Below are 23,236 nucleotides of genomic sequence, written 5' to 3'. Positions count from 1 at the left end.
GACTCAACCAATACCCAACCACAGCCGCCGACAGGGCAATAACCCCGGCGATGCAACTGGTCGCGGTATAGGTGAACTCCCACAGGTTAAACCCGGTTGAGGACACGAATAGCAGCACCGGCGCATAAACAAAGGCCATAGGCGCTATCACTTTGCCCAATCCAAGGGTGAAGGCAGAAAGACCAGTTCGGAACGGGTTCGAGTTCGCAATGGCAGCCGCGGCATAGGCTGAAGTACAGACCGGTGGTGTAATTTCGGACACCACACCATAGTAGAGTACGAAAAGGTGGCTGGCGATGGGTGGAACACCCAGTTGCGCCAGCGCAGGCTGCGCCACTGACACCAGCATGATATACAGCGCAGTTGTAGGGATGCCCGCGCCCATCAGAATGCAAACGATGGCAATGAAAACCAGCGAGATGAACAATTGAAGATCTTCCATGGCAAAAAACTGGAAGCTGCCGAACGAGATCATGTTGTACAGATCCGATGCCAGGTTGCCTGCGCCCTGTGTAACCATGAAACCGATGCGGAACCCGATGCCAGTGGTGTTGATCACGCCTACCACGATACCGACCGCAGCAGCGGCGGCGCCCACGGCTAGCGAGTATTTCACACCCAATTCTACCGCCTGTAGCATCTCGGGCACTTCGATGCGTTTCTGAGGGTTCATAGTTGCGACCACCGTCAATCCGCACAGGATTGTTGTCATGGTCAGGTCAAAGCCGCCGTCTGAGAACTTCCACAGTACAAAGCTGAGGAACGCTGCCGCGTAGATCAATGTCGGCGGTTGCCTCAAGCGCGACATGCCCGCGATTACCGCAAGTGATATGCCGCAGAAGGCCGACATGAAGGGCGTGTAACCCGTGAACAGAACCACTAGCAGGCCGATCAGGGGCACTATGTTGGCCCAGCCTTCGGCCCAGACGGCTTTGAGCTGCGGCAGTTGCTCTTTGGTCAGACCTTTGAGATTCAGCTTGCGTGCCATCAGGTGCACGACAGCAAAGACGCCAACATAGTGCAGAAGCGCAGGAAAGATCGCTGCAATCACGATCGTGGTATATGGAACCTCGAGGAATTCGGCCATGATGAAGGCGGCTGCCCCCATGATTGGCGGCGTGATCTGTCCCCCAGCCGAAGATGCGGCCTCGACACCGCCCGCAAAGTGGCCGGGGTATCCTAGACGCTTCATGTTGGGAATTGTCAGCGCGCCGGTTGATACGGTGTTGGCCACCGAAGAACCTGAGATCGTGCCGAAGAAGGCCGAGGATACCACCGACACTTTTGCCGGACCGCCGGTATAGCGGCCCGCCAAAATAGTAGCATTGTCGATGAAAAGCTGCCCCAATCCCGTGCGTTGCGCGATCACGCCAAACAGCACGAAATGGAACACGATGGTCGAAACAACCCAAAGGGTGACGCCATAGATGCCTTCCTGCGGGAAATACATCGACGACACGAAGGTTTTAAAGTTCACGCCGGGATGTTGCAGCAATCCGGGGAAGTACGGCCCAAGCAGGGCGTATGAAATAAAGACGCAGATGATCAGCGGCAACACCCAACCCAAAGTGCGGCGCGCGATGTCCAGAACCAGCAGGATGATGATCACGCCCAATACCACATCAAATGTGTTGGGGTTACCCATGCGGAACGTCTGTTCCTCGATACCCAGTAACGGAATGCCGCGCCAGGCGACGCCAACATACAGCGCTGCAATGATCCCCAGCACCATGAAGACTAAGTCGTACAGTGGGATGTTGCCTATGCGAAACCGACTTATTTTAAGCGCATAAAGGCTTCTGGCCCCGATAATCGGGATTGTCGCGTAGACCAGAATGAACAGCAGGGCCAGATAAATGCCCATGTGCCAGTGATCGGCAGGCAGGCCAAACCCGGCTGTGAAAAATTCGTAGAATGCAAAGATCAGGGCGACGACGCGCAGAACAATTCCGGTTGTCGGAGTTACCTGCCGGACGGCGGCGCCTTCGTCGAATTGTTCTTCGATTGCAGCCAGTTCCTCGGCTGTCAGCTCGTGGTCATCAAGCTTTTGTGTCTCGGACATGATGGCCCCCTGATTGCGCGTATTTTGAGTACCCGGTGCTCAGATCTGAGCACCGGACAATTAAGTTTCGTGAGATAGAATTACTGAAGAAGCCCGGCTTCTTTGTAGAACTTCTCGGCACCCGGATGTAGCGGAACACCCAACGCCTCGACGCCGTCCAACGCCGTGTCCGGCGTGATCTGCTTGCCCTTGGCATGGCCGTTATCCAGCAGCTTGCGAGTGTTGTCATTCCAAAGAGCTTTGGTCATCTGATAGACCAGATCATCGGACAGGTCCGAGGATACAACCAGCATCGCGCTTACCGCGGGTGTCTTCGTATCCGCATCAATACCTTCATAGACGCCGCCAGGGATGGCCGAAGGGATATAGGCGGGAATGATCTCATTGATTTTGGCCAGATCCTCATCGCTGAACGAGTGCAGGTTCATGCCTTTGGTCGAAGATAGTTGCACCATCGCAGCAACCGGCCAGCCCGCAGCGTAGAAATAGGCGTCGAGCTGACCATCGGCCAGCCGCTCGGCGCTCTGGCTGTTGTTAAGCTCGGCTTCGTCCATGTTGTCACGATTGACACCCCAGGCATCGAGCATCTGCAAAACGGCTACCTGCGTGCCAGAACCAGCTTGCGCGATACCAACGCGTTTGCCTTCCAGATCGCTCAGATCGTTGATCGTCGACCCGGCCGGCAGAACAAGGTGCAGGTCTTCGGGGAACAGGTTGGCCACGATGCGCAGCTTGGGATGCGGTTTGCCTTCGAATTTGCCTTCGCCCATATACATCGAACGCGTGACGTCAGCTGCAGCAAGACCCGCCTCAAGCTCACCGTTTTCAACGGCAGCGTTGTTGAAGACCGATGCAGTGGTGGATTGCGCAATTGCGATCAGCCCCGGAACACCGCACTGGCCACCTTCTTCACACGGGCGTGAGCCCGGAGGCGCTGAGATACCATTGGCGATGGTGCCACCGATGGGAAAGTAGGTGCCGCCAGCACCACCGGTGCCGATACGGAAAAAGGTCGGATCCTGCGCCAGCGCAGGTGCGGCCAGCGCGCCCGCCAATGCTAGACCAGTCAAGCATTTTACAATTTTCATTGTCATCTCCCTTGTTGGAATTTCGGTTTCGGTTTTCCCAAACTTCGATCCTGCAAGCGTAGAGACAAATTGCATAAATACAAATTTGTTATATTTCACTAAACTAAATTTTTACTTATACTTAAATATATGAACCTGACCCAGCTAACTGTATTTCGTGAGGTGATGGAGACCGGCTCCATCTCTCAAACAGCCAAGAAACTGAATCGGACGCAGCCTGCAATCAGTCTTGCGTTGAAAAACCTTGAAAAATCTCTGGGCCTGATGCTGTTCGAACGTAAAGGACGGCGTTTGGTGCCGGTTCCCGAAGCGCATTATCTTTTGGCAGAAACGACAGGCATTCTTGACCGCCTCGCGTCGATCTCCAACACCATGGAAGGTCTCATCAAAGGGCATGCCGGAAGCTTGAATATTGCAACGATGCCTGGTCCATCTGCCTTTTTGTTCCCGCGTTTCATAAGCCAGTCAGTTGGCGAAAACCCCGAAATTCGCATAACACTTTCCACTCGCAGCTCACCTCAGATTATGGAGCTTGCGGGATCACAAAACATCGACTTCGGCTTTGCTGACTTCGAGCATTCAACCGGTAAAGAACCCCAATACTCCGCCGAGCTTATCCAGGCAGATTGCTTCTGTGCCCTTGATCGCGATCATCCGCTATCATCGCGCCAGAGCTTGGCCTTATCAGACCTGGATAGAACGCCAATGGGCGGCCTGCATCCTTCACACCCGTTTCAACGAAAAATCCGGCAGGAGTTTGAAAATGTTGCCGCTGAATACAACCCAACGGTAACTTGCCAGTACTTTCTGCCATTAATCCCCTTTGTGAGTTCAGGACAGTGTTGCAGCATCGTAGATCCGCTGACAGTTGCGACTGAGCGTGAACTTAACTTCTCGAATGGCAAAGTGGTTTTCTTACCCTTCACGAAACCGCTCAGATATGAGTATGCCATCCTCGAACCAAACCACCGACCACCGTCCCAATTGGCATTACAGACCAAAGCAGGATGGAAGGCAGAAGTGTTGAGGATGTTGGATGGTGTGAAGGCAAACCCCCTTTCCTTTTGGGTAGATGAAGCAGGGACAGAACATAATAGATCACAATAGACCTTACGATCTGAAAACCAATTTTTGTGTTTGGCTACTGTGTGACCAAAAGCCGGCATTCATGCATGTTGCAGCATTCATGACTTTGGGCTCACTACGGACCTCGGAGACAGCGCAGCATCCATGCGATAAACGACCTGGGCACGGTCAGTCCGGCCCAAACCGGACACCCAGCAGGCGTTCTTGATGCTGCAGTCGCAGCCCGCTTTGCGGTCATTCGCCGCATAAGCAACATCAGGGCAAGATCAAACTCACGCTCTGTGGACGGATCTGACATACCCCTATTCCCTTTGAACGACCGCTACAGATATCTGAAGAAGAGTTCCAAGTCAGCCGTCAACGGTTGCGTTTTGCGTCTATTCTTCCTATCTCCACGTCACCTGTAATGGAGATTTCATGTCCCGGTAAGGAAGGGAGGCAGCGCGCCTCCCGGAGCACATGCAACACCTGAAATATTGCCGTCGCTTTGTAGCTGACGGACAATCTTGATGTGCTCACTCGTTTCCTACCATCAGTGCCCAAATTTGATCTAGGCCAGAGACATGAAAGTGCACACCCTATGACAAGAGATTACTCGGACTTCCTTCCGCGTAGCGCGCGCGACGCCCAATCACACCCCAAACTCAGCCCTCTTCAGGCACTGGGATGGCAACCCTTCTTCGCCCAGCAAATCAGCGTGGGCGAGCTAACATCGACACCTCCCGTTCGCGTTGTCGAAGTGCATCGCAGTGGGCTGCACGCCCTTGGAGACAACATTGATGTTGTACTTCCTCCCAGAGCGGATGTGACCGTCGGGGACTGGCTGATGCTGGATCCTTCGCACCCGCGATCCAGTCGGGTTCTCGAGCGCACGAGCCTCATCAAGCGGCGTGCGCCCGGCACCGACAGGCAGGAACAGCTGATTGCGGCGAACATTGATACGGCCTTTATCGTCACGTCCTGCAATCAGGACTTCAAGGTGGCACGGTTGGAACGCTGTGCCGCTCTGGCGTTTGAGGCACGGATCACGCCTGTCATCGTCATCACAAAGACGGACCTTGTGCCGGACCCGAAAAGCTACATTGACGCGGCGCGCGCGGTGTCGGACATGATCGACGTGGTTGCGCTTGACGCCCGTGGAGACGCGCCCCGGACAGAGCTGACCCCATGGTGCAAGCCCGGCAAGACGGTGGCGTTCCTCGGCTCGTCCGGTGTTGGGAAATCGACGCTGGCCAATGCGTTGCTTGAGAGCCAATCCATCGAGACCCAGACCCTTCGCGAGGACGACGCGAAGGGTCGGCATACGACGACGCGGCGTGAGCTTCATGCGATGCCCAATGGCTGTCTGATCCTTGACACGCCCGGCATGCGGGAATTGCAGCTCACCGATGCGGCGGACGGGATCAATGATCTCTTTGCTGACATTCAGGAGTTGGCCGCGCGCTGTCGATTCAACGACTGTCAGCACGAAACCGAGCCGGGATGCGCTGTTCTGGAGGCTGTTGATGAGGGTATTCTCGATGCCCATCGGCTTGGCAGATGGCGCAAGCTCATGGCGGAGGACGCGTTCAACTCGGCGAGCCTTGCGGAACGCAGGTCGCGCGACAAGGCGTTCGGAAAAATGGTGCGCGGCGTCAAGAAAATCAAAGTTGTCAGGAGGTAAGACGATGACGCAGTCGAAAGCGGGTCAAATCGTATGGCACGACCTTTTCACATCGGTCAGGGCGTGTTCGATGGCATTTTACCAGCACGTCGCCAACTGGACGTATGAAGTCGAGCGGGCGACGGATTTTGCCTGGGGAGGCGGTGCGCAGGATTTCGTCCTCGCACTCTCCGGGGACGAAGCGGGTGCGGGGTTGGCCGAGACGCCTGCCGGGCAGGAAAATGGCTGGATCGCTTACATCGAGGTTCCCGACGTGGCCGCGGCGGTCAGGCGCGTCGCCACGCTCGGAGGCAAGATCATTCGGGAGCCATTCGAGGTACCGGGTGTCGGTCGCAATGCACTGCTGCGCGATCCGCTCGGTGCTCTGGTCGGGATTTCGCTGACCCGGCACAGCTTCCCTGTTCCGCGTCGGCAGTTCGGCCCAGACGTGTACGTCGGCAATGGGACTGACTTCCCGCTGGCGTTCTATGCAGACCTTTTTGGATGGCAGGTCTCTCCCGAGCAGGACACGGATTGTCTCGCACTCCTCAGGCCTGGGGGCGATCTTGTTGCACGCCAACATGCCGCGACCTGGCCAACCGGTTCAAATGCAGCTTGGGTCCCGTGCATCAAGGTTGCTTCAGTCTCCCATGCCTGCCGTGCTGCAGAAGCCAAAGGGGCGCGTCCGGCTTCTGTAGATTTGAATGAAACCGTTCAAGCCCATAACCCCATCCTGTGTGATCCAGACGGCGCGCCGTTTGCTTTTGGCATCGAATAGACGACCACTTTCTAACAGGTCGCCAATTCTTCACAGGAACTGCAGAGCGGATATTTGTTCGTTCTGCAGCATGCGTGACTCAGGGCTCAGAGCTTCCATCGGAGCAACCGCAGCATCTTGCTGACAGGCACGCCAGCTCAGATGAGGACGGCCCAAAGCCGACATCCGACCCAGTCTCTCGATGCTGCGGTCGCAGTCCGCATTGCCGACATTCGCCGTAAGAGCATAACCTGATGTGGGTCGAACTCACAGATCGCGGACTTTCCGGTCATTCGGTTTTCGAAAGTCGCTGAAGCAGCAACCCTTCGCGGGTGCAGCGTGGCTCTTGCGCCGGCGCAGCAGTTTTCCGTTTCCGGTTATTCGGAAGCGCGTGTGGAGCAGGATATCAAATCAACCACTCACTGCGCGCCTGCTGGAGAAGCAAGACTCGGACAGAGCGTTCATTTACTGCGGTCCAAAATTGATATGCTCGTCCGAAGTCAACGGACGAGCATATGGGAAATCACGCAAGAACTGCAACAGTTCCTTCGAGTGTGCGCTGTAGTTTGCAATAGGTCAAACCGGTGACTTAACACCGATAGTTTCCAAGTTTGGCTTTAGGCGTTTCTTTGCTTCGGTTATGAGTGTCGCTGAGGTCCCGAAATCCGAAAACGGAGTAAAGTGGCAGTTCTCCTTCAAGCGTCTACTCATTCCCGCCACCATTTTCTGCGATGTGCCCAAGCGCACTTCTGAACGCTTTTGGCCAATATTTTTTGAAAACCGCTCGTGTCGAGCGCCTAGGATTGCGTGTACTTATACTTGCAGCTCGTATTCTCCATCGACGGTCACTTCACCGTTTGCCGCAAAAGCGCAGGCTTCTTCGAGAGACGACGTCACCGTGCCGGATACCGAAAACTCTTGTTGAATCGCGATTTTCTTCATGAGGTATTGGCGTGCGCCGATTTTGATTTCGAGGTCCAGTCGTGCCACGGCAAGGTCAATCAGGGATTTGATATAGGTGCTGATCTTTTCCATGACCGCGTTCACGACGACATTCGCCCGTTCGCCAAGCGCTGAGGTCATTTCCGAAATCTTTTCCCGGGTCCGCTCGATAATCGGACCGGCGGCGTCCATACCTGATTGGACCGCGGACCGGATAGCGCCTTCGGCGAAGTCCCAGATCCGACGGATCCAGGTGTCTTCGTCGGTGTCCACAACCGTGTTGAGGACACCGACAGAGTATTTCATGCTATCACCAAAGTGGGTGGCACGCGATAGTGCCTCGTCGTGCAAGTCTTCTGTCAGCGTCAACGGTATCATGTTTTGTCCTCAAATCTGGGCGTCGCCGGGATGATGTCCCATAGGCCCGCACGTTCTTGAAATAAGCCAGTCACTCCTGTCACAATACGCATTTTCGCAGTCTCAAGCCATGTCGAAGCAGCTGGTGCGATGCCTGTCCGGAAAAACGCTTCGATTACCTCTTCGCGTTGATAAGTGACATCGCTGGTCATATCGTCAAAGCCGCCCTTTGCGACGGCGCGGGACCGGTTTTCATCGCAGAGCAACGCTTGCAACAAGTCTGCCGCGCAGTCTCGCTGCCGGTTCAACCGCGCAGTCTTTTGCGCGTCGTCATCCAGCAAGCCGGTGGCCTTTGCTGCCACACGGTCTGTCCATGTTATGAGTGGCACGGCTACCGGTTGATCGCCCAAAACCCACTCGTCCTGGTTTTGCACCCAAGCCAGGGTACGACGGGCGCCTTCATGTCCGCGTGCGACAACTTCGATCTCTGACTGTCGGGCAGGATGGTTCAAAACCCGTTCTCGCACCCAATCTTTCCGAACCGGATGCTCCGCCAGGCTGGATTGCAACAGCTGGTCGAGGAACTGGTTGGCGCCCGTGACAAAAAACCAATCCCCATATTGCAGCGTGAGAAAGTGCATGCCGGCCATTTCGGGACTGCCGTAGACCATGCCATTGATGTCCACGATGCGCCGCACTTTCAGCCGCGGCACGCCGGTTTCATCCCAATGGCGTCTGATCTCATCGAGGTCCCTGGCGGAGATTAACCTGGCGAAGGAATTGTAACTCGACCGGCCGGTTTCCACGTGAACCTCGGTTGTGCGCAAGCTAAGCCCGAGCATGATATCGCTGGTGTAAGGATCGACGTTGATGTGAAAGAGCGCATCCGTTTGGCCAATAGGCAAAAGAAATCCGCGGGACATGACAGCAAAGTCATCGATCACATCGCTTTCGGGATCAGAATGCAAGGCGTGCAGTGTTTTGACACCTTCTGTGGCGACGGCCACAACATGCTGGACATCGGGCGGGTCTTCGACCTGCTCGCGGCGCTCAGTCATAAGTGACATCTGAGCTTCTCGCCGCTGCCGTCGCCCCAGTTCAAGAAACAACTCCATATCACGGGCCGGCGTTGTATCGCTGGGTTGGATCCGCCCTTTCCGGTACCGGGTCGTTGGCTCACGCTTGTCGGGATCGGGCGGCTTGAAGAAATATGCGAGGTCCTCAGGCGGCAGGCCGGCGAGACCACAGACCCAGCGCTTCATCATGTGTTGCGCCGCAACGTGAAACTCCTCGGTCGGCAAGGACAAATCCGGGATGGCATCTTCATATGTCCCAAATCGAGCAGTGTGCTGCAGCAGATTGAACGCCATAGATCCGGATATCTCGGCGGAATGCGTTTGGCGCCAGGCGCTTACGACGGATCGCACGGCAATGTAGCCGGCAAAGTAGACTGCCTTCTCTGTCCGCAACACCGCTGCGAGGTGGGACTTGGCCTCTTGCTGCAGTGTTTCGGCAGTGGCCGCGTCAAAGTCCTCGACAAAAGCGCCATGGGATTGCGCCAGGGATTCCGAGGTGAATGTCTCGCCGGGATTGAAATCCACCAGATTTCGCAGGCATCGTGTCAGAATAGTATCGGTGTGCCGGTCGCGCTGCGGGTCAGCCGCCGTTTCGGCATAAACCGCAATACCTTCAAGCCAGGGCGTCCAGACATCCTGCAGGATCTGCGCTTTTGCCGCTAATTCGAGGCAGATTTCCGCCTGCCGCAGTGCCAGAGAGCTAGTCCCGCGCCGGGGCGCCAACCCCTTTTGCGCAACAAACGCCCCCATGAAATCGCCTTGTGTGATGTCTACGCCATCCAAGCCCCAAAGCCCCATTTCGGCGCGGTACAACGCGGTGCGCAAGGCTGTCAGCGCCCACCCTAAACCACCGTTCAAGGTGATCGCATGGGTCACTTCATGCGAGAGCTGCAATAGTTGCTTGCCAAAGGACCGGTCGCGCAAGAACGATCGATTGTGCGGAACACACCGGAAGATCGCCGGGTGCTGTATCGTGCGGGTGATCCAATCCGCCGAGACCGATGTCTTCAGCTCGTCAGCCGTCAGATCGAACCAGCGATCATCCACGAGCGAGAGGAAATTCAATTCGGCAGGCAGCCTGTCTTTCCATGTTTGGGTCGCTTCGTCCTCAAATCGCGACAGCGCGTAGATTTCGGTGACATCCGCATTCGGCGGCATCAACCCTACCCGTTCTTCTTCCGAATAGAACCGAAGCAGCGTGAGCAAGAGCGGCCGAAGGTCAGAAAAATGGTCGAACAAGCGCCACAATTGATCGAGGCAATTTCTCAGAAAAGGCTCTTCCACGCCTTCAAGACGACTGACGGCGATTTCGCTCAGTGCAAAGGCTTCGGCTCTCCGCATTGGGTTTTTGACCGCAGCATTTCTCACGGCATGCGCAAGGAAAAACGCGCAGGTGGCAATCTGGTGCATGCGTTGCGCCTTTTCCGCCAAGGCGAGCGCAAATCTGCCGACCGGCTCTCCGAAATCCGGTGCGTTTCGCAAGATATCCATGGCCATAGACGCGAGGTTGTAGGCAAGGTCAGCCTCGCCGAGATCCAACAGGACTCTGGCATGATGAAAGCAGGCGTTTCCAAGCGCCAGTTCTTCGGGTCTGTCCGAGAAATCGATCTCTGTTTCCGACAGGCGAACGGCGACCGACACGGCGCTGTCAAGCAGCGGCGTGAAGCGACAGACACTCTCCTGCGCGGCTATCCGGTAAACCGTGACGGCTCGTGCAGCATCGGAGGAAAAATGATCAATTTTTCCAATGAATAAACGCAGAAAATTGGCCCAGTACCCAGCTGTGGGCGGCGTCGAAGATTGAATGACTTCGATAAAGTACTTTTCAAAAAGAGTCGCGTACACCGGGCGATCGTCACTTAAGGCGGCTTCCATCGCGACCGTGTCTTCCGCCGAAATTGGTATCAAAGCTAAGGATCGGTCGATTTCCTTAATGAACAACTCCCTATAGCCTTGGATTGCCATTTGTGTCGCTTCCTGGTTTGCGCTACTCGGTACGTATCGTTACAGCCTTCCTTGGATTGAGCAAGTTGCTTCAAGGAGCGGCCAGAAATTCTCGAAAAAGATCTCTTCAGAGAATTGGAAACGCGCAAGGTATTCGAAGGGCCGCCCTTCCTCGACCTGCAAATTGCTGTCCAAGTCCTCGCTGCGCCAAGGTCGAATGGCGGCTATCTCTTTGGACTTGCATCGCTGCAATTCGAGCAGCTGCAGCGATTTTCATGTTGTGAGCGCGCGCAGCGAAAATCCAAGACTTCCGCTTTGGGCTCTATCGCGGACCTTGGAGGCAGCGCGGCATGCTGTGATAAAATTTTCCAGTCAACGTCGGGTTGTCGTTGTGGGCGGGCATGGCGGATCGGAGGATCAACCATGGAAACACCAAACTTACCTGCCATTCGTGCTCTTCGCCCAGCCTGGAACAAAGGACGCATCGTCGGCCAGAAGCGACCGCTGAAACCAAAACATGTCTGGGCAATCCGAGTTCGCCTCGAGCTTGCCGAAAATCATCGCGATCTTGCGCTCTTCAACATGGCAATCGACAGTAAGCTTCGCGGCTGCGATCTGGTGAAGATGAAGGTCGCCGATGTCATGTCATCGGGTCAGATTAAGGAACGGGCTTCGGTCCTTCAAAGCAAGACGCAGAAACCCGTGCGCTTTGAGATATCAGAGGGCACACGTGCCTCTGTTGAGAAGTGGATGGAAGATGAGCTGATGGTCGGTTCGGAGTACCTTTGGCCCGGCCGGTTTCATGAACGCCTGTACATCTCGACACGCCAATATGCACGGATTGTCCGCGATTGGGTCACGTCGATCGGCCTCGAAGCAAGCGCCTACGGCACCCATTCCATGAGGAGAACCAAGGTCACTCAGATCTACAAGAAGACCGGAAACCTACGCGCTGCTCAGCTTCTGCTTGGCCATACTAAGATGGACAGTACAGTCCGGTATCTCGGCGTCGAACTCGAGGATGCCCTAGCAATCGCCGAAGCGATAGAGATCTAAAGTCAACGGGCCGCTCTCGCGGGCGGCCCAAACCAGCCGTTCATCGCGAGATAAGTTGCCGCATTGCAGCTTCCCCAAAGCGGAAGTTGATCGATTGCGCAGCATTTCCAACATTAACGTACACTCATCGGACAAAACGAACTCGTGCAAGCGCAGCTTCAACTATTGCCACGCGACCTTACTTGCTCCGGGTTCGGCGCTTTTGCACCTGTTAATCGCCACCACTTCGGCGCTTCGCAACGTCTGACAGACCCCGGGCCAGCAGGTCGAATACGATCCGGATACGACGGCTGGTCTGTAACTCCCGATGGGTGACCAGCCAGATTGGAAACTCAAGCGAAGGGAAATCCGGCAAGACCTTCTCTATGCCAGATTCAGCCTCGCCCAACGTTTCGGGCTGCATAGAGACGCCGTAGCCCGCTTTCACCAATTCCCATGCGACGACACCGCTCTCGCTCGACATCACGAAGCTCTCTGCGCGAACGGGCACGCCCATGTTGTGCAGTGGGGCCATTAGCCTCTCTGGGTCGGCATTGCCGACGAAATCGAGTGCAGCCACATCGCGCGGAGTCCGTGGGCGGCTTGCACGATCGAGATAGTCGGTCGCGGCATAGAGAGTGGCGCGAAAGTCGCCCAAGTGCCGTGCGATCAGGTCCGGCTGATCTGGGCGGACGTGGCGTATCGCGATGTCTGCCTCGCGCTGCGTCAAATTCTGCATCTCACTCGACGCGAGAATGCGGACGCGGATGCCCGGCGCCATCTGTCTCAACGGCTTGAGCACGCCCGGCAGGATCGCTGCTGACAAGAGGTCCGTTCCCGTGACCGTGACCTCTCCGGTGACATCCTGAGATTTACCGTCGGCCACCATCGAGATGAGCGTCGCAGCCTCGCCCATCGTGCGCATGTGATCAATCAGTTCGCGCCCTGCTTCCGTCAAGGTAAGACCACGGACGCTGCGTTCTACCAACGTGACGCCAAGTGCCTCCTCCAACGCACCGATCTGCCGCCCTATCGTCGGCTGCGTTGTCTTCAGCACGCGCGCCGCGCCGCTGAACGAGCCTTCCTCCGCTGTCGCGAGGAAGGCTCGTACCTGGTTCCAATCGAAGGAAACGGCCTGCCAGTTCATTCATGAGCGTATAGCAGGTGGACGAATTTAAGCAATCGACCTTTTATGAGCGCATGGATGATACCGGATGCGAAACGAGATCGGCCCGGTCTCTGCAATCGAAAGCGACACAATGCATTCCGCAGTTTCTTACGACTGGCGCATCCGCGCCGCTTCAAACCTGAAGTGCAACGCGCAAAGGAAACCGACATGACTGCCCAAGCCTTCTGGGACCGGCATGCGCCCAAGTACGCCAAGAAACCTATTGCCGATGTCACCGCCTACGAAGAAAAGCTGGAATGCGTCACTGCGCTTCTTCGATCGACCGATCGCGTTCTTGAAATCGGCTGCGGCACAGGCGGCACAGCCAGGAAGATCGCGCCTGTCGTCGCTCATGTGACCGCAACCGACCTCTCTGCCGAGATGATCCGGATCGCCCGGTCACGATCAGGTTGCGATGCCGCGGGAACACCAGAATTTCTTCAGGCGGAGGCGGCGCAACACATTCCTGGCCAACCGTTCGACGCCATTTGCGCGTTCAGCTTGCTTCACCTGGTGGACGACATACCCACCGTACTGGATGCAGCATTCCACCAAATGAAACCCGGCGGTCACTTCATATCAAAGACGGTTTCTCTGAAGGACGCGCCGCGCTGGATGCGAGCCATGGTTCGCGTGCTCATGGCCGCGCGGATCGCGCCTAATGTGATCATCTTGAGTCGCGCTGAATTGACCCGACACCTGATCCGCGCCGGGTTCGAAATCGAGCAGACGCGGTACTTCGGAAAGAACCGACTGAGCCCCTTTATCGTCGCGCGCAAGCCCGCCTGAGGCAGACCGACGCCTTATTCTGAGAGACCGAAGCATGCACTTTATCAGCCGTCGCGAATGGGCGTTCCTTGCCCTCGTGTTCCTCTACTCTTTCATTCCGGCAGTCGTAGGACTGGTCCGGCTTCCGGAACTTCTCGGCGCTCGGGCGATCATCCCGCCGAACCCGCGTGCGGTGTTCGATCCCCTCCCGATCACATTGCATATCCTCGGCAGTTCAGTTTTCTGCCTTGTGGGGGCTGTGCAATTCCTCCCGAGCCTGAGGCGCTACCGCCCGGCCCTGCACAGGACCCTCGGGCGGATTGTGGCGGCAGCGGGATGCATCAGCGCACTAACCGGGCTCTGGATGACCGTGTCCTACGCATTTCCCGATGCCCTGCAGGGACCAGTACTTTACGGGGCAAGGGTCACGCTCGGCCTCGCGATGGTCACCCTCATCGCATGGGCCATCGTCGCGATTCGGTCGCGAAACGTCGCCGCGCACCGCGCCGCGATGCTGCGCGCCTATGCCATCGGCCAAGGGGCCTCAACGCAAACCGCGCTCTTTCTGGTCGCAATGGCCCTCTTTGACACCGAACTGCAGGGGTTTTCGCGAGACCTCCTGATGGTTGGGGCGTGGGCCATCAACCTTGCGATTGCGGAACTCCTAATCCGCCGCGCCTTTGCAACGCGCACATCCGGCGCGGTGATCTGAACCCGGTCGTGCTCCCGACCTGATACCGGCAAACTCCAGAAACACAGAAAGAAGACACCAAAATGAGACGGCTCGATCCCCGTATTCTTCTGTCGGCCCTGTGGCTGTTCATACTGCTCAACATCATCTTTCGCGATATTCACCAGTTTGTCCTCGCGTCCCATATCGAGATGCTGCTGACAGGCCATTACAACGGCATCGAGATCACCGAAGGGCTGATGCTTTTGGGCGGTTTCCTCGTCCAAGTGCCGATTGCGATGGTGCTCTATTCGCTCCTGCTAACCCGCAGGATTGGTCGCCCTGTCACCTTTCTTGCAGCGATCGTCACAACCGGTACGCTCCTTTCCTCGGCCCCCACCGACATGGATGACACCTTCCACCTCGTCATCGAGATCGTGGCTCTAATCGCAATTCTCTGGACCGCATGGACGTGGCCCGAGGACGAACACACCGCGCCGCAATCCGACGCAAGTTCTCCGTAAAAAACGTGCGCGCACCGCGGACACGATGAATGAATAATAGGACCAAATAGATGTTGGAAGAAACGCCTTTAGACGATGCGTTTGATATTTATGACAAGCTCGCACCTCGCTACGACAAACTTCATCATCGCTGGCTGCGTCATGCAGGCGGCGAGGCGCAGGCCGCCCTGGAAGGTCTGGTGCGTGCACTTGCGACGCCGAATTCGAGGCTTTTGGATGCTGGCTGCGGCACCGGCAACCTGGCACGTAGACTGATCGCCGAGGGCATGCCGCCGAATTTGATGACCCTTCTCGACCCGTCCGCAGCGATGCTTGCACGCTGTGCCGACATTCCTGTGCCGAAGATACAAGGACGGTTGGAGTCCCTGCCGTTTGAAGATGGCACGTTCGATCTTGTGACGTGTGCTTGGGCTTTGGAAACCGTCCCCGATCCCCACCTGGCTTTGAGTGAGCTTTGCAGGGTTGTTCGAGCCGGCGGCGCGCTTTGTCTCGCGTTTTGCGCGGATGAGCCTGCCCGTGGTCTTGCCGGCAGCCTCATGCGCTAGGCGCTTTTGTTTCGCGGGACCGGCCGATTTATGTCCCGCTCCCGATTGATGCAGGCAATCGAGCGTTTCGAAAATTTTGAAGTGCGGGCAATTCCGAGCCATGGTCCGGCCTCGACCTTACTTGCTAGGCGGTCTGGCGCAGCAACACAGGGGTCTTTGTAGCCGGGCCTAAAGTTGAAAATGACGACCACAGAATTACGGAGATCAAGCATGATTGGATATGTTACCCTCGGAACCAACAACTTCGAGGCCGCGCTGAAATTCTACGACGCCTTGTTTTCGAGCGTGGGCGCAAACCGTCTTTGGAAACACGGCGATATGGCCGCATGGGGCCGCTCAAGGGCCGAGCCTGCGTTATGCCTTGCTTGTCCATTCAATGGGGCACCGGCAAGCGTTGGAAACGGGGTGATGGTCGCTTTGAAAATGACCAACAGAAAAGCCGTCGATACGCTTCACGCCAAGTGCCTCGAACTTGGCGGAACAGATGAGGGACCCCCCGGCACACGCGGAGATCATGGTTTCTACGGAGGGTATTTCCGGGATCTGGATGGCAACAAACTGAATGCGTATGTCCCAGCGTGACAGCAGGCAAAGAGTTGGCTGTTGAAATATCGCGTCCAGCGGACAATGAGAGACGAGCACATCGAAAGACGCCGCAATGAGATCTGAAATAAAATTTGTCCGATTGTCGGAAATCGACCCAACCGAAATCTTAGCGCACATGTCCGACCCTCGTGTCGCCGAGCATATGCCGCTTCTGAGATTTACTTGGAATGCCGAGACAGTGGCGCGGTTTGTCGCCAAAAAGGAAGAGTGTTGGCACCGTGACGGACTTGGACATTGGGCATTCTTGTCCGATGACCGATATGTCGGCTGGGGTGGATTTCAAAAAGAAGGAGCCGAGTGGGATTTCGGACTGGTCTTGCGGCCCGACACGTTTGGCCTCGGGCCGCGCATCTCGCGAAAGGCGATCGACTTTGCAATTTCCGATGAACGCATCCCGTATGTGACCTTCCTTTTACCACCGTCACGCACGAACCTGCGGGCACTCGACAGACTTGGTGCTTGGCGGGTTGGCGAAGTCGACTATGACGGGGCGACCTTCCTCAAATTTCAACTTGCGACAGAGTGACAGCATTGTCCGATTTCTGGTACATCGGCAGCTCCAGAGTGTGTTGTAACTCGCAGCCCTAACTGGTCATTGCAGTGGTCCTATAGTTCAGCGATGTTAAGGCTTGTTCATCTCAAAGCCAGGCAAAAGCTGTGACGCAAAAATTAAAAACTAAAGAGCCGCGGGGTTCATACAGTTGGCTGTGTGCAACAAACTTTGCTATCTGGTTATCAATCGTAGCCGCTTCGGTTAGTCCAAGTTTCGCAGACCAAGCGTCAGAAAATGCTGGCAATCCGTGTGAAGATTCGTGGCAAGAAGTCGTCGAACAACTTCATTCGCAAGTGCAATCTGCTAGAGGGCACAAGCAAATTATCCTATTTGTCGGAGACGACGGTAGTGCTTTCAATTGTCTAAAAATGGATGTTCCAGAAGGAACCATAAAAGCAGTGACATTCGTAGAGGCCCAACTGGTGCAGCTCGAGAACAACGTTGATCAGAATTCGCGATTCCGAACGAGGTATTGTAGCTCGGGTCGCGGTTTTATCGGAAAATTTGACGTTACCAGACTACATCTGCCTTATAATTCGGACGAGCTTGCTTCTGATGCTTGTGTTGCGCGGCTCCAATCAACACTCAAAATGTTGGGTGGCCTGTGACATCCGCCAAAGATGTTATCCGCTTATGCCGGGCTAGAATGCAAACACAATTGGGCCTAATGGCAATGGCAGTTTTGTCCGCAACCTGTAAATCTGGGAAGTAAATCTCGCAGCGGCATGCTTGAATGGCCGGTTTTCACACCGCGCAGCGGCGCTGAGAATGATGCGGTCGCGGAGATTTTCGTGCTGCGAGCGCACGCAGCGAGAAAACCGAATTCACAGAATGGGCTCAAACCGGACGCTCAAACGCCTGATTGCGTTCCGGCAACATTATAAACCGTAAACAGCTCTTTCGGCTCGGCCACACCGCGCAGCATATAGCGCCCGACCGAGATCAGATCCTGATCGCAGGGCTGCGCCGCGCGGGCTACGTCATCCGAGATCAGTATCCGTTGCCCCAAGGACCGATGCATGCCAGCGATACGCGCGGCCTGATTCACCGCTGGGCCGATCACCGTGAAATCCAAACGTGTCTCAGAACCGATATTGCCATACAGAATTTCGCCCGCATGCAAGGCCAGTGTGAAGTTGGCCACCGGCAGTCCAGCGGATTCGCGCTGCGCATTCAGTTCGGCGATCCGGTCCTGCAACATGGGAACCGCCTGCAGGGCCGCCTGCACGTCCTCTTCAATCTCGCCGACATTGAACATAGCCATCAGTCCATCGCCCATGAACTTCAGAATATTGCCGCCATTATCGTGCACGACGCCAACGGCAACCGCCAGATAGTCGTTCAACATATCGATGATCTCGATTCCGGGCAGATTCTCGGAGAGGCTGGTAAAGCCCTCAAGGTCGAAATTCCATATCACGGCGTCGATCTGCTGTAGGGATCCGCGACGAATTTCACCCGACAAAACACGCCGTCCAGCATCCCGACCTAAGTAGACGCGCATCAGATCTTTGGATATCCGCGCGTTCGAGGCTGACTTTAGTGCCAGGCCCAAATGGGGCAGAGCCGTATTGATAAGGTCAAGATCCTGTTCCCGAAACCCATCCGGCGCGTTCGAAGCCCACGACAACAGGACTCCATCTACGGCTTTTTTTGAGGTCTGCGACCGCGGATCGAAATTCACACCTTTAGCGTAATACTCCGTCGCACCAGCCTCGCGTAATTCATTGATCAATGGATAGCGGCTGGGCTCGTTCTGATCGACCATGCGTTCATGGACGCCGTCAAGATCGTGATGTAATATCGCATATAGAGGACTGCTCATCCAGTCTTCTCTGGTCTCTTCTGAATACTCGAATTTCTGATAGTCACCGCCGGTGTCTTGATACCAGCTGTATCCGGTGCCGCCATATACCGGGTGCAGCGCCGATTGCGCCGCATGAAATCGCATCAGGGGCACACCAAGTTCAATCAGACGGGTACAATAGCCATCCAGCAATTCTTCTTTTTCGGCACCTTCAAGGCCCCGCGTCACCAGCCAGTTGATCAGATCATTTGATTTTGCCGCGTTTTGGTTCGGGGCTGTCATTTCACATTCCTGTGTCCGCTCTGGCTTCCATCTGGGAGCGAAAGGTTCGAATTACCAGAGGTCAATTCATATCAGCCAGCTTTCGCAACATTTTGCGCAACGAGGTAGCCTCGTTTTCTGTGAACATTGCGGCAAGCTGAGCATCATATTGCTGCGCAATACCGCGCAATTCGCGATAAACCGACCGTCCGGCCGTGGTCAATGCAAGATGTTCAACGCGGCGATCCGTCTGGCTGACGGTTCTGACAAGAAATCGGCGCTGCTCAAGCCTGCTGACCGCGCGGCTTATCTTTGTTTTGTGAATCCGGGCGCGTTGACCGATTTCTTTCGCGCTCAATTCTCCGTAATTGCCCAGATGAAACAACACTCTCCATTCCGTGCGCAGCATCCCATAGCGGTCTTTGTATACACGCTGAAATTCCAGTGCGCTTTCCTCGGCTGCCCGGTTCAGCAGATAGGGCAGGAAATCCAGCAGATCAAACCCGTCTCTTTCGGTACTTTCTGTCTTTGTCATGCTTGTTAGTTACAAAATCAACTATTATCTCACAAGCAGAAAACAGCAGGAGCCAAGGATGAACCATCCGACAGACCCGCATAAAATGATCCAGGCCAGTACGCCCGCTGGCACCCATCCGGGCTATATGCCCGGCTTTGGCAATGATTTCGAAACCGAGGCCCTACCCGGTGCGCTGCCGCAGGGCATGAACAGCCCGCAACGCTGCAACTATGGGCTATACGGCGAACAACTGAGCGGCACTGCCTTTACCGCCAACCCACCCGAGCGCACCTGGTGCTATCGTATCCGCCCTTCGGTGAAGCATTCGCATCGCTACGATAAGATCGACCTGCCCTATTGGAAATCGGCACCTTGTGTTGACCCAGATGTTACCAGCCTGGGCCAGTATCGCTGGGACCCCGTCGCTCATACCCAAGATGGGCTGACATGGCTGACAGGCATGCGCACGATGACCACAGCAGGGGATGTGAATACGCAGGTCGGGATGGCCAGCCACATCTATCTGGTCACCGAATCGATGGTGAATGACTATTTCTTCTCGGCCGATTCCGAATTGCTGGTGGTGCCTCAAGAAGGCCGCCTGCGCTTTGCGACCGAGTTGGGGATCATCGACCTTGAGCCCAAGGAAATCGCCATTCTGCCGCGCGGGTTGGTTTATCGGGTTGAGGTTCTTGAGGGCCCTGCCCGCGGCTTTGTCTGCGAGAATTACGGGCAAAAATTCGAACTGCCCGGACGCGGCCCGATCGGCGCCAACTGTATGGCTAACCCACGAGATTTCAAGGCACCTATCGCGACCTATGAAGACCGTGAGGTACCATCGAGCGTCACTGTCAAATGGTGCGGGCAGTTCCACACCACAAAGATTGGGCAAAGCCCGTTGGATGTAGTCGCCTGGCACGGCAATTATGCCCCGTACAAATACGACCTGCGCACATATTGCCCGGTGGGTGCGATCCTGTTTGACCACCCTGACCCGTCGATCTTCACCGTACTCACAGCGCCGTCCGGACAGCCGGGCACGGCCAATATCGACTTTGTCCTGTTCCGCGAACGCTGGATGGTGGCCGAAGATACATTCCGCCCCCCTTGGTATCACAAGAACATCATGTCCGAGCTGATGGGGAACATCTACGGCCAGTATGACGCCAAACCACAGGGCTTTGTTCCCGGCGGCATGAGTCTGCACAACATGATGTTGCCGCACGGACCTGACCAGGATGCCTTTGACAACGCGTCGAATTCGAACCTTGGACCGGATAAGTTGGATAATACGATGTCCTTCATGATCGAAACCCGGTTCCCGCAGCATCTGACATCATTTGCAGCGACCGAGGCCCCGCTGCAGGATGATTACATTGACTGCTGGACGTCGCTTGAGAAAAAGTTCGACGGTACACCGGGCAAGAAATAATACCGATTGAGGTCGCAGATTTTTCGACGAAAAATCTTGGCCCCTGACAGAGGTTTGGAGACAAAATGCCATTGAAGAAATCCTGGGTGAGCTCGGCCAATTCTGCCGATCACCCTTTTCCTTTGAACAACCTGCCTTATGGCGTGTTTTCGACAGGCGGCGAAGACCCGCATTGTGGTGTTGCAATCGGCGATATGATCCTTGATGTCACAGCTGCCGAGGCCGAGGGCCTGGTCGTTCTGGACGACGAACCGCTGTTCGACCTGCCTTTCTGGAACCCGCTGATGGAGCAAGGCCCCGCCGTTTGGGCCGCCCTGCGCAACCGTCTGATGGATCTGCTGGCCGAAGGCAGCGCGGCACAAGAGGACGTCGCGCCTTTGCTTGTGGCGCAGGCAGATGCCGAGCTGCACATGCCTTTTGCCGTCAGCGAATATACCGATTTCTACGCCGGTCGGCACCACGCCCAAAATGTCGGCACCATGTTCCGTGGACCAGAGAATGCATTGCCCCCTAACTGGCTGCATATTCCCATCGGGTATAATGGCCGGGCGTCTTCAGTCGTGGTGTCGGGAACAGATATCCGCCGCCCCTGGGGTCAGTTGAAATCCCCCGATCAGGACCTTCCGGCCTTCCTTCCCAGCCGTCGTTTCGACATCGAGCTTGAGATGGGCGCCATCGTGGGCACGCCCTCTGACGGACCAATTTCCGTACAAGAGGCAGACGACAATATCTTTGGCTATGTCCTTCTGAATGACTGGTCCGCCCGCGATATTCAGGCGTGGGAGTATCAGCCGCTTGGGCCGTTTCAGGCCAAGGCCACCGCCACGTCGATCAGCCCATGGATCGTGACCAAGGCGGCGCTGGAACCTTTCCGCTGTGACACGCCCGAGCGGGATTTTGAGTTGCTGGATCACCTCAAAGAGACCGGCCCGATGCTGTATGACATTGATCTGTCGATCACGATGGCTCCGGACGGCAACGCCGCAACCACAATCGCGCGAACAAACTATAGTCAGATGTACTATTCCGCCGCACAGCAGTTGGCCCATCACACGACGTCGGGCTGCCCGATGAACACAGGTGATCTGCTGGGGTCCGGCACGATCTCTGGCCCGACAAAGCCCGAGCGCGGTTCGTTGCTGGAGCTCAGCTGGGGCGGGAAAGAGCCGCTAACGCTGGAGACCGGCGAAAGCCGCAGCTTTATCGAGGATGGCGACACGCTGACCCTGACAGGGGCGGCCAAGGGGAAAGGGTACACGATCGGATTTGGCGAATGTGCCGGAACCGTGCTGCCCGCTCTCGAAAACCCATATTCGCGATAAGGAACCAGAAATGGCCAAGGCATTTGCGTCCCAAGGGGACATGTCGGAAAAGAAAATCTCGTTCACCGAGGTAGGAGACGGGCTTTATGCCTTTACCGCCGAAGGGGATCCGAATTCGGGCATCATCATCGGTGATGACAGTGTCATGATTGTCGAGGCACAGGCGACGCCCCGTTTGGCCAACAAGGTAATCGAATGCGTGCGCTCGGTCACCGACAAGCCGATCACGCATGTGGCGCTGACCCATTATCACGCCGTCCGTGTTCTGGGTGCCAGCGCCTTTGGGGCGCAGCAGATCATGATGTCAGACATGGCCCGCGCGATGGTGGTGGAACGGGGACAGGAAGATTGGGACAGTGAGTTCCAGCGTTTCCCGCGCCTGTTCGAAGGGCACGAAAGCATTCCCGGTCTGACCTGGCCCACGACCACGTTCAGCGACACCATGACGGTGTATCTGGGCAAACGTCGGATTGACCTGATGCATCTGGGCCGCGCACATACAGCAGGCGATATCGTGATCCATGTACCCGATCAGAATGTGATGTTTACCGGTGACATCGTCGAGTATCACTCGGCCTGTTACTGCGGCGATGGGCATTTCGGCGACTGGGGCGATACACTGGATGAGATCAAGTGGTTTGATGTCGACGCCATTGCGCCAGGCCGTGGCGATGCCCTGGTCGGCAAGGACATGGTCAATGCAGCCATCGAAAACACCCGCGATTTTGTCGACAGCACCTATCGTCCGGCAGCCAAGGTTGCGGCGCGCGGAGGAAGCCTGAAAGAAGCATGGGACGCGGTGCGCGCCGAATGCGACCCGAAATTCGCCGATTACGCGATCTATGAACACTGCCTGCCCTTCAACGTCGCCCGTGCCTATGACGAGGCGCGCGGGATCGACACCCCGCGCATCTGGACCGCCCAACGAGATCTGGAGATGTGGGAAGCCTTGCAGAGTTAAGGACATACGGTCGCATTTGATCCAGATCGTTTTTCGCAGGACGGATTGGTGAGACCCTGGGATCGGGACCACTGAGCCTGAACGGCTGGTGGAAAGGACCCTCAGCGCAGCGC

General features: G+C 56.2%; 21 protein-coding genes. 14 read left to right on the top strand and 7 right to left on the bottom strand.

Annotation, left to right across the window (positions count from 1 at the left end; genetic code table 11):
* The coding region (locus tag AC2FJ5_RS20265; RefSeq protein ID WP_496794420.1) for a TRAP transporter permease at positions 1–2,062 on the bottom strand (2,062 nt) is incomplete at its 3' end.
* An 80-nt stretch (positions 2,063–2,142) separates the two neighbouring features.
* A complete protein-coding gene (locus AC2FJ5_RS20260; protein ID WP_496702867.1) occupies positions 2,143–3,150 on the bottom strand; it encodes a TAXI family TRAP transporter solute-binding subunit in 1,008 nt (335 codons plus the stop codon).
* Between the two features lie 129 nt (positions 3,151–3,279).
* On the opposite strand from AC2FJ5_RS20260, the gene AC2FJ5_RS20255 reads away from it, so the two are divergent.
* The 3 genes from AC2FJ5_RS20255 (at position 3,280) to AC2FJ5_RS20245 (ending at position 6,656) form a co-directional block, all read left to right on the top strand.
* A complete protein-coding gene (locus AC2FJ5_RS20255) occupies positions 3,280–4,257 on the top strand; it encodes a LysR family transcriptional regulator (RefSeq protein ID WP_496697300.1) in 978 nt (325 codons plus the stop codon).
* A gap of 559 nt (positions 4,258–4,816) precedes the next feature.
* Complete coding sequence (rsgA, locus tag AC2FJ5_RS20250; protein WP_496794419.1) at positions 4,817–5,899, top strand: ribosome small subunit-dependent GTPase A; 1,083 nt, start codon at positions 4,817–4,819, stop codon at positions 5,897–5,899.
* A gap of 4 nt (positions 5,900–5,903) precedes the next feature.
* A complete protein-coding gene (locus tag AC2FJ5_RS20245; RefSeq protein WP_496703632.1) occupies positions 5,904–6,656 on the top strand; it encodes a VOC family protein in 753 nt (250 codons plus the stop codon).
* Between the two features lie 792 nt (positions 6,657–7,448).
* On the opposite strand, the gene AC2FJ5_RS20240 is transcribed toward AC2FJ5_RS20245, so the two are convergent.
* Positions 7,449–7,955 carry a hypothetical protein gene (locus AC2FJ5_RS20240; RefSeq protein ID WP_496794418.1) on the bottom strand — a complete coding sequence of 169 codons (507 nt, stop codon included), beginning with the start codon at positions 7,953–7,955 and terminating at the stop codon, positions 7,449–7,451.
* Positions 7,952–10,216: a hypothetical protein gene (locus AC2FJ5_RS20235; protein ID WP_496794417.1), complete on the bottom strand. Its 2,265-nt coding sequence runs from the start codon at positions 10,214–10,216 to the stop codon at positions 7,952–7,954. The genes AC2FJ5_RS20240 and AC2FJ5_RS20235 overlap by 4 nt, the downstream gene beginning before the upstream one ends.
* A gap of 21 nt (positions 10,217–10,237) precedes the next feature.
* Between AC2FJ5_RS20235 and AC2FJ5_RS20230 the strand changes: the two genes are divergently transcribed.
* Positions 10,238–10,765: a hypothetical protein gene (locus tag AC2FJ5_RS20230; RefSeq protein ID WP_496702858.1), complete on the top strand. Its 528-nt coding sequence runs from the start codon at positions 10,238–10,240 to the stop codon at positions 10,763–10,765.
* A gap of 612 nt (positions 10,766–11,377) precedes the next feature.
* Complete coding sequence (locus AC2FJ5_RS20225; RefSeq protein WP_496794416.1) at positions 11,378–12,010, top strand: tyrosine-type recombinase/integrase; 633 nt, start codon at positions 11,378–11,380, stop codon at positions 12,008–12,010.
* Positions 12,011–12,221: 211 nt separating this feature from the next.
* Here the strand turns inward: AC2FJ5_RS20225 and AC2FJ5_RS20220 are convergent, their stop codons facing one another.
* Positions 12,222–13,136 (bottom strand): LysR family transcriptional regulator, encoded by a 915-nt coding sequence (locus AC2FJ5_RS20220; RefSeq protein ID WP_496794415.1) that lies wholly within the window; start codon positions 13,134–13,136, stop codon positions 12,222–12,224.
* Positions 13,137–13,325: 189 nt separating this feature from the next.
* Between AC2FJ5_RS20220 and AC2FJ5_RS20215 the strand changes: the two genes are divergently transcribed.
* The 6 genes from AC2FJ5_RS20215 to AC2FJ5_RS20190 all read left to right on the top strand — a co-directional run bounded on the left by AC2FJ5_RS20215 (position 13,326) and on the right by AC2FJ5_RS20190 (position 16,796).
* Positions 13,326–13,946 (top strand): class I SAM-dependent DNA methyltransferase, encoded by a 621-nt coding sequence (locus AC2FJ5_RS20215; protein ID WP_496794414.1) that lies wholly within the window; start codon positions 13,326–13,328, stop codon positions 13,944–13,946.
* 34 nt (positions 13,947–13,980) lie between these two features.
* A complete protein-coding gene (locus AC2FJ5_RS20210; protein WP_496698890.1) occupies positions 13,981–14,637 on the top strand; it encodes a DUF2306 domain-containing protein in 657 nt (218 codons plus the stop codon).
* 62 nt (positions 14,638–14,699) lie between these two features.
* Positions 14,700–15,119 carry a DUF6326 family protein gene (locus tag AC2FJ5_RS20205; protein ID WP_496698888.1) on the top strand — a complete coding sequence of 140 codons (420 nt, stop codon included), beginning with the start codon at positions 14,700–14,702 and terminating at the stop codon, positions 15,117–15,119.
* A gap of 50 nt (positions 15,120–15,169) precedes the next feature.
* On the top strand, positions 15,170–15,664 hold the full coding sequence (locus tag AC2FJ5_RS20200) for a methyltransferase domain-containing protein (RefSeq protein ID WP_496794413.1): 495 nt from the start codon (positions 15,170–15,172) through the stop codon (positions 15,662–15,664).
* 210 nt (positions 15,665–15,874) lie between these two features.
* Complete coding sequence (locus AC2FJ5_RS20195; protein ID WP_281973981.1) at positions 15,875–16,246, top strand: VOC family protein; 372 nt, start codon at positions 15,875–15,877, stop codon at positions 16,244–16,246.
* 76 nt (positions 16,247–16,322) lie between these two features.
* Positions 16,323–16,796 carry a GNAT family N-acetyltransferase gene (locus tag AC2FJ5_RS20190; protein WP_010443838.1) on the top strand — a complete coding sequence of 158 codons (474 nt, stop codon included), beginning with the start codon at positions 16,323–16,325 and terminating at the stop codon, positions 16,794–16,796.
* An 877-nt stretch (positions 16,797–17,673) separates the two neighbouring features.
* On the opposite strand, the gene AC2FJ5_RS20185 is transcribed toward AC2FJ5_RS20190, so the two are convergent.
* The gene (locus AC2FJ5_RS20185; protein ID WP_282022217.1) at positions 17,674–18,912 is read right to left on the bottom strand and encodes an adenylate/guanylate cyclase domain-containing protein; all 1,239 of its coding nucleotides are present in this window, start codon (positions 18,910–18,912) and stop codon (positions 17,674–17,676) included.
* A 61-nt stretch (positions 18,913–18,973) separates the two neighbouring features.
* Positions 18,974–19,426, bottom strand: a complete 453-nt coding sequence (locus tag AC2FJ5_RS20180; RefSeq protein ID WP_496794412.1) for a MarR family winged helix-turn-helix transcriptional regulator — start codon at positions 19,424–19,426, stop codon at positions 18,974–18,976.
* Positions 19,427–19,484: 58 nt separating this feature from the next.
* Here AC2FJ5_RS20180 and hmgA point away from each other — a divergent pair, with 58 nt between their 5' ends.
* From hmgA to AC2FJ5_RS20165, 3 genes are all read left to right on the top strand, one after another.
* A complete protein-coding gene (gene hmgA, locus AC2FJ5_RS20175; protein ID WP_496794411.1) occupies positions 19,485–20,840 on the top strand; it encodes a homogentisate 1,2-dioxygenase in 1,356 nt (451 codons plus the stop codon).
* Between the two features lie 65 nt (positions 20,841–20,905).
* On the top strand, positions 20,906–22,162 hold the full coding sequence (fahA, locus tag AC2FJ5_RS20170) for a fumarylacetoacetase (RefSeq protein WP_496794410.1): 1,257 nt from the start codon (positions 20,906–20,908) through the stop codon (positions 22,160–22,162).
* A 10-nt stretch (positions 22,163–22,172) separates the two neighbouring features.
* Positions 22,173–23,123 carry an MBL fold metallo-hydrolase gene (locus AC2FJ5_RS20165; protein WP_496794409.1) on the top strand — a complete coding sequence of 317 codons (951 nt, stop codon included), beginning with the start codon at positions 22,173–22,175 and terminating at the stop codon, positions 23,121–23,123.
* Positions 23,124–23,236: the final 113 nt, after the last annotated feature.

This window comes from Ruegeria sp. CDSA221 (assembly GCF_059611825.1).
Note: the sequence above shows the minus strand (reverse complement) of the source record. Positions and strands in the feature narration are given on the sequence as shown.